The sequence below is a fragment of the Jannaschia halovivens genome, assembly GCF_046452375.1.
In the GTDB taxonomy this organism is placed as follows: domain Bacteria; phylum Pseudomonadota; class Alphaproteobacteria; order Rhodobacterales; family Rhodobacteraceae; genus Jannaschia; species Jannaschia halovivens.
This window is the reverse complement of record NZ_JBKFDJ010000001.1, coordinates 2498777-2510908: the sequence shown is the minus strand read 5'-3', so window position 1 is coordinate 2510908 and position 12132 is coordinate 2498777. Positions and strand designations below refer to the sequence as shown.

9 protein-coding genes are annotated in these 12132 nt (G+C 68.9%); 1 reads left to right on the top strand and 8 read right to left on the bottom strand.

The features are described from left to right. The 6 genes from ACK8OR_RS12705 to ACK8OR_RS12680 all read right to left on the bottom strand — a co-directional run bounded on the left by ACK8OR_RS12705 (position 1) and on the right by ACK8OR_RS12680 (position 6383). Entirely contained in the window at positions 1 to 1104 is a 1104-nt protein-coding gene (locus ACK8OR_RS12705; protein WP_410189750.1) for a murein hydrolase activator EnvC family protein, read from the bottom strand. Then, positions 1104 to 2615, bottom strand: coding sequence for a 2,3-bisphosphoglycerate-independent phosphoglycerate mutase (gene gpmI, locus ACK8OR_RS12700; protein WP_410189749.1), 1512 nt, complete (start codon positions 2613 to 2615; stop codon positions 1104 to 1106). Before gpmI ends, ACK8OR_RS12705 begins: the two co-directional genes overlap by 1 nt. 46 nt (positions 2616 to 2661) lie before the next feature. Continuing rightward, complete coding sequence (gene rlmH, locus ACK8OR_RS12695; protein WP_410189748.1) at positions 2662 to 3126, bottom strand: 23S rRNA (pseudouridine(1915)-N(3))-methyltransferase RlmH; 465 nt, start codon at positions 3124 to 3126, stop codon at positions 2662 to 2664. Next, positions 3127 to 3567 carry a ribosome silencing factor gene (gene rsfS, locus ACK8OR_RS12690; protein WP_410189747.1) on the bottom strand — a complete coding sequence of 147 codons (441 nt, stop codon included), beginning with the start codon at positions 3565 to 3567 and terminating at the stop codon, positions 3127 to 3129. Between the two features lie 118 nt (positions 3568 to 3685). Continuing rightward, positions 3686 to 5044 carry an amidase gene (locus tag ACK8OR_RS12685; RefSeq protein WP_410189746.1) on the bottom strand — a complete coding sequence of 453 codons (1359 nt, stop codon included), beginning with the start codon at positions 5042 to 5044 and terminating at the stop codon, positions 3686 to 3688. Further along, complete coding sequence (locus ACK8OR_RS12680) at positions 5031 to 6383, bottom strand: mechanosensitive ion channel family protein (protein ID WP_410189745.1); 1353 nt, start codon at positions 6381 to 6383, stop codon at positions 5031 to 5033. Before ACK8OR_RS12680 ends, ACK8OR_RS12685 begins: the two co-directional genes overlap by 14 nt. Positions 6384 to 6663: 280 nt before the next feature. Here ACK8OR_RS12680 and leuC point away from each other — a divergent pair, with 280 nt between their 5' ends. Next, a complete protein-coding gene (leuC, locus tag ACK8OR_RS12675; protein WP_410189744.1) occupies positions 6664 to 8070 on the top strand; it encodes a 3-isopropylmalate dehydratase large subunit in 1407 nt (468 codons plus the stop codon). A 36-nt stretch (positions 8071 to 8106) separates the two neighbouring features. Here leuC and ACK8OR_RS12670 read toward each other — a convergent pair whose 3' ends face one another. Beyond that, positions 8107 to 9141, bottom strand: a complete 1035-nt coding sequence (locus ACK8OR_RS12670) for a hypothetical protein (RefSeq protein ID WP_410189743.1) — start codon at positions 9139 to 9141, stop codon at positions 8107 to 8109. Between the two features lie 110 nt (positions 9142 to 9251). Further along, on the bottom strand, positions 9252 to 11963 hold the full coding sequence (gene secA / locus ACK8OR_RS12665; RefSeq protein ID WP_410189742.1) for a preprotein translocase subunit SecA: 2712 nt from the start codon (positions 11961 to 11963) through the stop codon (positions 9252 to 9254). Positions 11964 to 12132: the final 169 nt, after the last annotated feature.

The following is a 12132-nucleotide window of genomic DNA, read 5'->3' as shown; positions in this document are numbered from 1 at the left end:
CTACTCGTCTCTATCCGTGGCGAACCACGCCGCCGGGTCAACGGGCCTTCCGGCCTCTCTCGCTTCCACATAAAGCGTCTCTGGACGCGACGCACCCCCACCGGACAATGCGTCACGCAGGAAGTCCCCCGCGCTCGGCGATGCCCCGCCCATCAGGCCCAGCGGCGCGGATGCGGCGACGATCTCTCCGGCGCGACCATAAACCTCGGACAGACCGGCGAAAACAAGCAACGCGTCGGGGCGGGGCTCGAGGATGATCACGTTCCCGTAATCCAGAAGCGGGCCCGCATAGCGGATCGTACCCGCCGCGGGCGCGGTGACCAGGGCGCCCGCCGCCGTCGCGATCACGATGCCCGGACGCACGATACCCGCCGCATCCGGCTCGTCGAAGCGCCGCAAAAGCGTACCCGCGACCGGCCATGGCAGCGGCAGCACCAGCGGTGCCGCGTCGCTGGGCGCGAGCGTACCCAGCCCGTCCGCAAAGGCCTGAAGCGTGTCCACGCGGCCCAGAAGATCCTCGACCCGCGCCGCATCCCCCGCGAAGCGCTCCGGGAGGGGCGTGCGGTCGGTGATCGCCTCGGAGAGCGCCGCGCGCGCGTCTTGCACCCCGGACAGACCCTTGGACAGGCTGTCGACCGCCGCCTCCTCCAGCGCGCGCAGCTGCTGCAGCTCGGCCAGATCGGCGCGCAGCGTGGCCGCCTCGCGGTTGAGTGCGGGAGTCACCTCGGCCAGCAGCATCGAAGATCGCGCCGTCCCCAGCGCGCCCGACGGATGCAGGAGGAGCAGCGGGCCGGGCGCCCGCTCGATCGTCTGGAGCGCGGTGATGAGACGGCCGATCTCGGCCTCGCGCGCCGCGAGATCGGCGCCCAGCGCACGCTCGCGGATCGAGACCTGCCGGAGGCCGTCGCGTAGCGCGCTCAGTCCGTCCTCATAGGCGCGAACGACGCCGGTCAAGGCGGCAATGCGGTCCCCGGCCCCGCGCGCCGCATCCAGCGCGGCGGCGGCGCGGGACAGCTGCTCGGCGGCGGCACGCGCATCGCCCCGCGCGTCCTGCGCCGTCGCGGCCCCCGCCAGCGCCAGCCATAGGATCAGCGCGCGAAGCATCAGCCGATGAGGCTCCGGCCCGTCATTTCCGCCGGCGGCTCGATGCCCATCAACTCCAACAGCGTCGGCGCGAGGTCGCCCAGGCGCCCGTCACCGAGGGTGGCGCCCTCGGGCCCACCCCAGAGGATGACGGGCACTGGATTCAGCGTATGCGCGGTATGGGGCTTGCCCGTATCGGGATCGACCATCGTTTCGCAATTTCCATGATCGGCGCAGACGATCATGGCGCCGTCCGTTCCTTCCAGCGCGTCGAGCACCGCCCCGAGCCCCGCGTCCACCGCCTCGCAGGCGCGGGCGGCGGCGGCGAGGTCGCCCGTATGCCCGACCATGTCCGGGTTGGCATAGTTCACCACGATCAGGTCGTAGCCCTTGCCGATGGCACCGACGAACGCCTCGGTCACGGCGGCGGCGGACATCTCGGGTTGCAGGTCGTAGGTCGCGACGTCGGGCGATTTCGGCATGTGGCGATCCTCGCCCGACTCCGGTGCCTCCTTGCCGCCGTTCAGGAAAAAGGTGACGTGCGGATACTTCTCGGTCTCGGCTAGGTGAAACTGCGTCAGGCCCTTGGACGCGACCCAGTGGCCCAGCGTGTTGGGCACGGTCTGCTTGGGGAAGACGGTGGTCATGTAGGCGTCATGCGCCTCGGAGTAGTCGACCATTCCGAGCATGTGCAGGTTCGGCCGCTCGTTGGTCTCGAACCCGTCGAATTCGGGATCGCCTAGCGCCGCGAGGATCTCGCGCGCCCGGTCGGCCCGGAAATTCAGGCAAAAGAGGCCGTCGCCATCCGACATCCCCTCGTAGTCGCCCAGAACCGTCGGCTGGATGAACTCGTCGCCCTCGTCGCGGTCGCGTGCGGCGGAGACGGCAGCAGCCGCGTCGGCGACATGCTCCCCCTCGCCCCAGACCATCGCGGCCCAGGCGCGCTGTACCCGGTCCCAGCGGTTGTCACGGTCCATCGCGAAATAGCGACCCGTCAGTGTGCCGATCGTCACGCCGTCGGGCAGTTCGGACGCCAGTCGGTCGACGAAGCCTTCGGCCGAGCGGGGCGCCACGTCGCGCCCGTCGGCGATTGCATGCAGCACGACCGGCACGCCTGCATCGGCCACGACGCGGCAAGCATGGATCACGTGGTCGATATGCCCGTGCACGCCCCCGTCCGAGATGACGCCCATCAGATGTGCGCGCCCGCCGCTTTTCTTGAGGGCGGCGATCCAGTCGGTCAGCGCGGGCTCGTCGCGGAAGCTCTCGCTCGCGATGGCATGGTCAATCAGGCCCAGATCCATGCGCACGACGCGGCCCGCGCCGATATTCATGTGCCCGACCTCGGAATTGCCCATCTGGCCCTCGGGCAGGCCTACGTCGGGCCCGAAGGTGGTCAGCGTCGCGTGGGGACAGGTCGCCATCAGACGGTCGAAATTGGGGGTGTCGGCCACGTCGGGGGCGGATTGCTCGGGCCGGTCCGAGATGCCCCAGCCGTCGAGGATGCACAGGATGACGGGTTTCTTCGACATGGGATCGGGCCTCGCGCGGGGTTGCGCCGCCCGTTCTACGGCGGGCTCAGGCGCGATGGTAGGGCGAACCGCCGAGGATGCTGGCCGCGCGGTAGAGCTGTTCGGTCAGCATGACGCGCGCCAGCATATGCGGCCAGACCATCGCCCCGAAGCTGAGTATGACATCGGCCCGGTCCCGCAGCGCCGGCGTCAGCCCGTCGGCCCCGCCGATCACGAAGGCCATGTCGCGTGCCTCGTCGCGGGTCCGCCCGATCAGCGTGGCGAGGTCCGGCGAGGTCATCTGCCGCCCCCGCTCGTCCAGCGCGACCACGACTGCGCCCTCGGGTAGTGCCCGCTCGATCAGCGCCGCCTCGGCGGCCTGACCGCCACCCTTCGCGTCGAGTTCCACGACCGAGAGGAGCGGCAGGCCAAGCCCACGACCCGTCTTCGCGAAACGGTCGAGATAGTCGTCGATCATCGCCTTCTCGGGCCCCTTGCGCAGGCGCCCGACGGCGATCAGGTCGATCCGCACTCAGTTGGCGCGGGGGCCGTCGGCCGAAGGATCCTGCCACATCTTCTCGAGCTGGTAGAACTCGCGGACTTCGGGCCGGAAGATATGGACGATCACGTCGCCCGCATCGACCAGGACCCAGTCGCCCTGGGCCTTGCCTTCGATCTTGGGCGAGCGCCCGACCACCGGCTTGATGCGCTCGGCCAGCTTTTCGGACAGGGCCGTGACCTGCCGCGTCGAGCGACCCGAGCAGACCACCATATGGTCGGCCACGGAGGACTTGCCGCGCAGGTCGATCTGAACGATCTCCTCGGCCTTGTCGTCGTCCAGCGATGTCAGGATGAGTGCCAGCAGGTCGTCGCTGGCTTGGGTGCCCTTGGGGGCGAGATCGGCCGCGCCGGCCGCAATGGTGTCAACAGACAGGTTCCGGTCCTCCGGGTATGTGAGCGGCCCTCGGGCCATGGGTCGAACGTAACACCCGGTTTGGCACCGGGCAACGGAAGCCCAGATGGGAAGCGACGTCCCGCCATTCAATTGGCATGAGGGCAACACCGCATGGAATCAGTGCATTCGCAGTAAGTTACGCAACGTCAGGGGCGGGCAGGTCGCGATGCCACACCTCGGCCAGCGCCAGCAGCGCGCCGTCCGAGCCACGCTGTCCGACCAGTTGCAGACCGCAGGGCAGACCTTCCACCGGCGCGGCCGGAAGCGACAGGGCGGGCAGCCCGATCAGCGAGGCGGGCACGACGCTTTCCATCCATCGGTGGTAGCTGTCCATCCGGATCCCGGCGATTTCCTTCGGCCAATCGAGCCCGGCAGCGAAGGGCAGGCACTGGGTCGTGGGCATGGCCAGAACGTCGATATCCAGCGCGGCCATCCGACGGGCCCAGTCCGAGGCAACGGCGCTGGCGGCATGGACCTCGGCGGCGCTCAGGGCGAACCCGCGCTCGACCTCCCAGACGAGCTCGGGCTTCGACATCCCGGCGAAGCGCTCGGTCCAGAGCGGGCGCATCTTCTCGGCGATGGCCCAGCTTCGCAGCGTCGTCCAGGCCGACCAGAGCCGGTCCGCGGGGAACGGCGCGGCGATGTCCATGACGGCGTGGTCGAGATCCGCGAGACCCCGCGCGGTGGCCTCGGCATGAGCGACCAGTCCCGGCTCGCAGGGCCACGCCCCGCCCCAGTCCCCGACCCAGCCGATCCGCAGGGGACGCGGCGGCGCGGGGCGAAAGGGACCACGCGCATGGGGATGCACCGGGTCATGCGGGGCGAGGACCGACAGGATCAGCGCCAGATCACGCGGGCTGCGCGCCATCGGCCCGTCGGTCGAGAGCGGATGCAGGAAGAGGTCGCCCTGCGGCGTGTTCGGCACCAACCCATAGGTCGGCCGCATCCCGTAGATGCCGTTCCACGCGGCCGGATTGCGCAGGCTGCCCATCATGTCCGAGCCGTCGGCGGCGGCGAGCATCCGCGCCGCCAGCGCCGCACCCGCGCCGCCCGACGACCCTCCCGCGCTGCGCGTCGGGTCCCACGGGTTGCGCGTCACGCCGTGGACCGGGTTGTAGCTGTGCGAGCCGAGGCCGAATTCCGGCGTGTTGGTCTTGCCGATGACGATGGCCCCCGCCGCCTTCAACCGGGCGACCATGGGCGCGTCTTCGGCAGGCACGTGATCAGCGAAGGCGGGATGGCCGTAGGTTGTGCGCAGTCCGGCCGTGTCGGCGAGGTCCTTGATCGCCCAGGGCAGCCCGGCCAGCGGCCCGTCGCGCGGGATCGCGGCCTCGGCCATCAATGCGTCGCGGTCGCGCAGCGAGACGATGGCGTTGAGAGAGGGGTTGCGCGCGTCGATCCGGTCGAGCGTCGCGGCCATGAGCTCCGGGGCCGACACCGCGCCCGACCGGAGCGCTGCGATCTGCGCGGTGGCGTCCTCGTCAAGCAGGTCCATCGTCCGGTCCGATCGCGGCGGGCGCGCCGTCCGCGCCCTCGAGGATTTTCACCTCGCGCTGCGGGAACGGGATGCTGATGCCGTTTGCCTGGAACGCGTCCCAGAGCGCGAGATAGACGTTGCCCCGGATATTGGTCAGCCCCTCGGTCGGGTCGCTGATCCAGAACCGCAGGATGTAATCGACGCTGGAATCCCCGAAGCCCACGATGTGGCAGACCGGCGGGCGCAGCGACAGCACGCGCTTGGCGCCGGCCGCGGCCTCGATGGCGACCCGGCGGACGACATGGGGGTCGTCGCCGTAGGCCGTGCCGAAGAAGATATCGAGCCGGACGAAGCTGTTGGAATGGGACCAGTTGACCACCTGCCCGGTGATCAGGTCCTCGTTCGGGATGAGGTACTCCTTGCCGTCCCGCGTGGTGATCGAGACGTAGCGCGCGGTCAGGGTCGTGACCCAGCCGAAGGTCTCGCCCAGCGAGATGACGTCGCCGGGCTTGATCGACTTGTCGAGCAGGATGATGACCCCCGAGACGAGGTTCGAGACGACCTTCTGGAGGCCGAAGCCGAGGCCGACGCCGATCGCGCCCGACAGGACCGCGAGGCCGGTGAGGTCGAAGCCGACAGCCTTAAGCCCGATGAAGAACGCGCCCGCATAAAGAACGGTCTGCAGCATCTTCACCACGAGGACGCGCATCGAGGGGCTGATATCCTCGTTGCGCTGGATGCGGGCGGCGGTGGTCTGGCTGACGAAGCGGGCCACGAAGAACAGCACGCCAATGACGACGATAGCCGTCAGGATGCCGAGGACGGAGAGCCGCACCTCGCCGAATTCGAGCGCGAGGAGGTCGAGCGCCTCGCGCGCCTCGTCCCAGATCCCGAGATAGAAGAGCGTGACGTAGATCCAAAGGCCCCAACTGACGATCTTGCGCAGGAACGGGTTACGGATCAGGCGCGCGATGAAGCTGACCACCATCCAGGCCGTGCCGATCGTCGCCGCCAGCCCTACGAGGTAGCTTCGCGAGGGCCATGTCAGCTCCTGCATCAGGAGGTAGGTCGCCCAGGCCAACACCGCGAAGAAGATCAGGCCAAGCCGGTTGCGCAGGATGACGAGCGAGCGCAGCTGCCATTTCGGGCGCCCCGTCTGACCGCGCATCCAGCGGGTCATCACCTCGGCCACGACGCGGCGGAGCAGGTAGGCCACGGCGACCAGGCCGAGGACGATCAGAACCTGCCACAGGCGCCAACCCGGCTGCATCAGGCCGTCGAGATAACTCTCGACCTGTTGCCAGATGGTGAGAACCTCGCTCTGGAGCGGGATCGCGAATTCGCCGTCTTCGTCCATCAGGCCCCGTCTCGACGCGTCGGCGTCACTCTGGGGCGCTGCAGGCGGCGGCACAAGTCCGGCGCATCGTCTTGCCACGCGCAGGGGCCGGGCGTATTCATCGCCGCGATGACACGCGTCCACAGCCTCTCCGACCATGCCTTCCTGCCCTGGCGGTTCTTCGGACGCGCGCGCGGGGTGACGGCCCGCGGCTGAGACCGGACTTCCCCGCCCCCGGACCCGCCGCCCGACGCGGCCCCAATCGCACCGACCGACACGCACAGATACGAGGGACGCCGCCATGACCGGCAAGACGCTCTACGACAAGATCTGGGATGCCCATCTCGCCCACGAGGCCGAGGACGGCACCTGCCTTCTCTATATCGACCGCCACCTCGTCCACGAGGTCACCAGCCCGCAGGCCTTCGAGGGTCTGCGCATGGCCGGGCGCGCGGTCCATGCGCCCGACAAGACCATCGCGGTACCCGACCACAACGTGCCGACGACCGCGGGCCGCGAGGACCCCAAGAACATGACCGAGGACAGCGCCATCCAGGTCGCCGCACTCGACAAGAACGCGCGCGAATTCGGGATCCATTATTATCCCGTCTCGGACGTGCGCCAGGGGATCGTCCATATCGTCGGCCCCGAGCAGGGGTGGACCCTGCCCGGCATGACCGTCGTCTGCGGCGACAGCCATACCGCCACCCATGGCGCGTTCGGCGCATTGGCCCACGGCATTGGCACCTCGGAGGTCGAGCATGTGCTGGCCACCCAGACGCTGATCCAGCGCAAGGCCAAGAACATGAAGGTCGAGATCACGGGCCAGCTGCGCCCCGGTGTCACGGCAAAGGACATCACGCTCTCCGTGATCGGCAAGACCGGCACCGCGGGCGGCACCGGCTACGTCATCGAGTATTGCGGCGAGGCGATCCGCGCGCTGTCGATGGAAGGCCGCATGACGGTCTGCAACATGGCGATCGAGGGCGGCGCCCGCGCAGGCCTGATCGCGCCGGACCAGACGACCTTCGACTACTGCATGGGCCGGCCCCACGCGCCCAAGGGCGCGCAGTGGGAGGCCGCGATGAACTGGTGGACCACGCTCCACTCCGACGATGACGCCCATTGGGACAAGGTCGTCACCATCGCGGGCGAGGATATCGCACCGGTCGTCACCTGGGGCACCTCGCCCGAAGACGTGTTGCCGATCACCGCCGCCGTGCCCGACCCGTCGGATTTCGCGGGCGGCAAGGTCGATGCCGCGAAGCGGTCGCTGGATTACATGGGTCTGACGCCCGGCACGCCGCTGGCGGATGTCGCGATCGACACCGTCTTCATCGGGTCTTGCACCAATGGCCGGATCGAGGATCTGCGCGCCGCCGCCGCGATCCTCAGGGGCAAGCGGATCAAGGACGGGATGCGCGCGATGGTCGTGCCCGGCTCGGGCCTCGTGCGTGCGCAGGCCGAGGAAGAGGGGCTGGCGCAGGTCTTCATCGACGCGGGGTTCGAATGGCGGCTCGCGGGTTGCTCGATGTGCCTGGCGATGAACCCCGACCAGCTCGCGCCCGGCGAGCGCTGCGCCGCGACGTCGAACCGCAATTTCGAGGGGCGTCAGGGCAAGGGTGGGCGCACCCACCTGATGTCGCCGGCCATGGCCGCCGCCGCTGCCGTCACGGGCCGCTTGACGGATGTCCGCGAGATGATGTGAGGGACCGGTCGCGGCGGATGCGCCGCGACCGCCGTCTCAGTTCGACGCCAGCGCGACGGGGGCCGGAAGGTCCCCGAGGATGACCAGATCGCCGACCGCGTCGCAGCCGGGCACCGCAAAGGTGAGCGGGTGCATCTCGGCCGTGACGCCGGGCGCGGTCTGGATCGTGGCCGCGACCACCTCCGTCCCGCAATTGGCCTCGGTCACCGGCACCTCGATGGCGACGGCGACCGCCTGCTCGGCGGGGCTCGTGTAGATCAGCGCCATCCGTGCGTCGTCGAAGGTGGGATCGCCCAGCACGGTCAGGAAACCACCGTTGCCCGCAAGCGTGCGCGCGATGGTGTGCGGTGTCTCGGGCGAGACATGGCCCGGATCGCCATAATCGGCCTCGCCCTCGAAGGCATGCAGTTCAAGCCCCGCCGCCTGCGCCCAAACGAGGGCGGCACGGCGATAGCTGCCGAGGTCGCGCGCTTCGGTCAGGGCGCTCACCGGGTCGCGATCCGCGATGCTGACCGCGACGAGCGGAGCGGGCGACAGCGCGGGGATGTCGAGCGCGGCGCGGCCATCTTCGTCCAGCGCGATGGCCACATGCAGGTCGCCCTGCACAATATCGGCCCGAACGCCCGCGTCGCAGGGGGCGGATATCTCGACCGAGACCATCGCGGCGGCGAGCGGTGCCGTATCCAGCGTCACCGCGCAATCGACGGCGGCCGACTGGACCGGCTCGACGGCGCTGATCGGGCGGATGGGGGCCGCGGCGAGGCTGGTGGACGCGGGACCACGGGGCAGCGCGGGCAGCATGGCAGGGGCGACCTCGGCCAACGCCCGACCGCCGGTCACAAGCGCTGGGGGCTGGGTCTTCTCGGCGGCGGGGCCGGGGCGTTCGGTGCCGCCTACGACCTGCATCATGATCGCGACGGCGGCCCCGGCGAGGATCACGGCAGCCGCCGCCAGACGCACCGGACTCTGGGCGCGAACGCGCTCGAGGGCGGTGGCGGCCAGAAAGGCGGCGCGGGCCCGGCCGGTGGGCGCATCGGAGTCGGGCGTCTGGTCAGGCGTGGTCTCGGTCATCGCGGCGATCCTCGGGAAACGGTTCGTTTCCCGAGGAATGCCGCTCGATTCGGGCGGAACTTGGGTCCGCGCCTGCCGCCTTTCGGGCGTTTTCCGTCAAATCGACTGCGTCAGAAGGCGCCGTGGCAATGCTTGAACTTCTTGCCGGACCCGCAGGGACAGGGCTCATTGCGGCCCGGATCGCCCCAGGTCGAGGGGTCGTCCTCGACGAAGCCGGGGGCCGCCCCGGCCGCGGCGGCGGCGGGCTCGGTCACGGGCTGGGGCTGAGCCGCGGCCACGGCCTCCTGCTGCTGGCGCTGCTGGGCGATGAGCTGCTCCATCATCGCCTTGCGCTCGTCCTCCGACAGCGGCCGGATCTGCGCCAGCTTCTTCGTCACCTCGACCCGCAGACTATCGAGCATCGTCTCGAAAAGCTGGAATCCCTCGGTCTTGTACTCGTTGAGGGGATCGCGCTGCGCGTAGCCCCGGAAGCCCACAACCGAGCGCAGATGTTCCAGCGTCAGGAGATGCTCGCGCCACTTGGCGTCGATCGTCTGGAGCAGGATCTGCTTCTCGATCGAGCGCATCTGCTCGGGGCCGAACGCCTCGGCCTTCTCGGCCATCAGCGCGTCCGTCGCATCGTACAGCCGCTCGCGCACCACCTCCTGGTCGACGCCGTCCTCGTCAGCCCAGTCGGCGACGGGCACGTCCACGCCCAGCATCTCGCGCCCGGCCTCGGCCAGCCCGGCGCCGTCCCACTGGTCGGCATAGGTCTTGGGCGGCAGGTATTGGTCCACGAGGTCGTCCACGACCTGATGGCGCATGTCCTGCGCGATCTCGCCGATCTCCTCGGCTTCCATGATCTCGAGGCGCTGCTCGAAGACGGCCTTGCGCTGGTCGTTCATCACGTCGTCGAACTTCAGGAGCTGCTTGCGGATGTCGAAGTTGCGCCCCTCGACCTTGGCCTGCGCGCGCTCCAGCGACTTGTTCACCCAGGGGTGGATGATCGCCTCGCCCTCCTTCATGCCCAGCGTGTTGAGTACCTTCTCCAGCCGTTCGGACCCGAAGATCCGCATCAGGTCGTCGTCCAGCGATAGGAAGAACACCGACCGCCCCGGATCGCCCTGGCGACCCGAGCGGCCGCGCAACTGGTTGTCGATGCGCCGGCTCTCGTGGCGCTCGGTCGCCAGCACGAAGAGCCCGCCAGCCGCCTTGACGCGATCCTCCTCGCCCGCGTGATCGGCTTCGATCCGGGCACGGATGGCGTCGGGGTCGGCCTCGGGTTCGGCGGCGATGGCCTCCATCACCTTGAACTCGACATTGCCGCCCAGTTTGATGTCGGTGCCGCGTCCGGCCATGTTCGTCGCGATCGTCACGGCGCCGGGCTTGCCCGCATCTGCGACGATCTGCGCCTCCTGCTCGTGCTGGCGCGCGTTGAGGACGTTGTGGGGAATGCCCGCTGCGGTCAGCAGGCCGGACAGCATCTCGGACTTCTCGATCGAGGTCGTGCCGACGAGCACCGGCTGGCCGGCCTCGTGGGCGGCCTTGATCTCGGCGGTGATGGCGTCGAATTTCTCCTGCGCCGTGCGGTAGACCTGATCGTGCTCGTCGGCACGGGCGATGGGCTTGTTGGTCGGGACCTCGACCACGCCGAGACCGTAGATCGAGGCGAATTCCTCGGCCTCGGTCGCCGCGGTGCCGGTCATGCCGGCAAGCTTGGAATAGAGCCGGAAGTAGTTCTGGAACGTCACGCTGGCGAGGGTCACGTTCTCGGGCTGGATGGCGACGCCTTCCTTGGCCTCGATGGCCTGGTGCAGACCGTCCGACAGGCGGCGGCCGGGCATCATGCGGCCCGTGAATTCGTCGACCAGGACGACGTCGGCGTTGCGGACGATGTAATGCTGATCCTTCTGGAAGAGCTTGTGCGCGCGCAGACCCTGATTGACGTGGTGGACGATGGTGGTCGATTCCGGATCGTAGAGCGATTGCCCCTCGGGCAGGATGCCCTCCCCCAGCAGAAGCTCTTCGAGGAACTCGTTGCCCTCGTCGGTGAAGGTCACGCTGCGTTGTTTCTCGTCGAGCGTGAAATGTTCCTCGGTGATGCGCGGGATGAGGGCGTCGATGCGGGTGTAGAGATCCGAGCGGTCCTCGGACGGGCCCGAGATGATCAGCGGGGTGCGCGCCTCGTCGATCAGGATCGAATCCACTTCGTCGACGATCGCGAAGTTGTGGCCGCGCTGCGCCATCTCCTTGCGCGACGACCGCATGTTGTCGCGCAGGTAATCGAAGCCCAACTCGTTGTTGGTCGCGTAGGTCACGTCGGCGGCATAGCCTTCGCGCTTTTCCTCGTCGGTCTGCCCGGGGACCACCACGCCGGTCGTCAGGCCCAGCGCACCGAACACCTTGCCCATCCATTCCGCGTCGCGCCGGACGAGGTAATCGTTGACGGTCACGATATGGACACCCCGCCCCGACAGCGCGTTCAGGTAGGCCGGGAAGGTCGCCACGAGGGTCTTGCCCTCGCCCGTCTTCATCTCGGCGATGTTGCCCTCGTGCAGGAAGATCCCGCCCAGAAGCTGCGTGTCGAAGGCCCGCAGGCCCAGCGCGCGGCGCGCCGCCTCGCGGCAGTTGGCGAAGGCTTCGGGCAGCAGTGCGTCGAGCGGCTCGCCGGACTGGGCCCGCGCGGTGAGGGCGGCAGTCCGCTCCTTGATGCCCTCGTCGGAGAGCGCCTCGAACTCGGGCTCGAGCGCGTTGATGGCGGTGACGGTCTTCAGCGTCGCCTTGACCTTGCGGTCGTTCGGCGTGCCGAAGACCTTCTTCGCAATTCCACCCAGTCCCAGCATGTTCGTCCTGTCCTCGCGCCCTTGCCGATGCGGAACAGGCCCCATATCAGACAGGGGAAACCGATGGGCGGGCGCGGTAAAATAAGCCTCGACCGCACTTAAGACCCGGCCCATCGGGTGTCAACGAACGCCCCCCGACGCCATGACGAATGGCCTTGGACGCGACCTG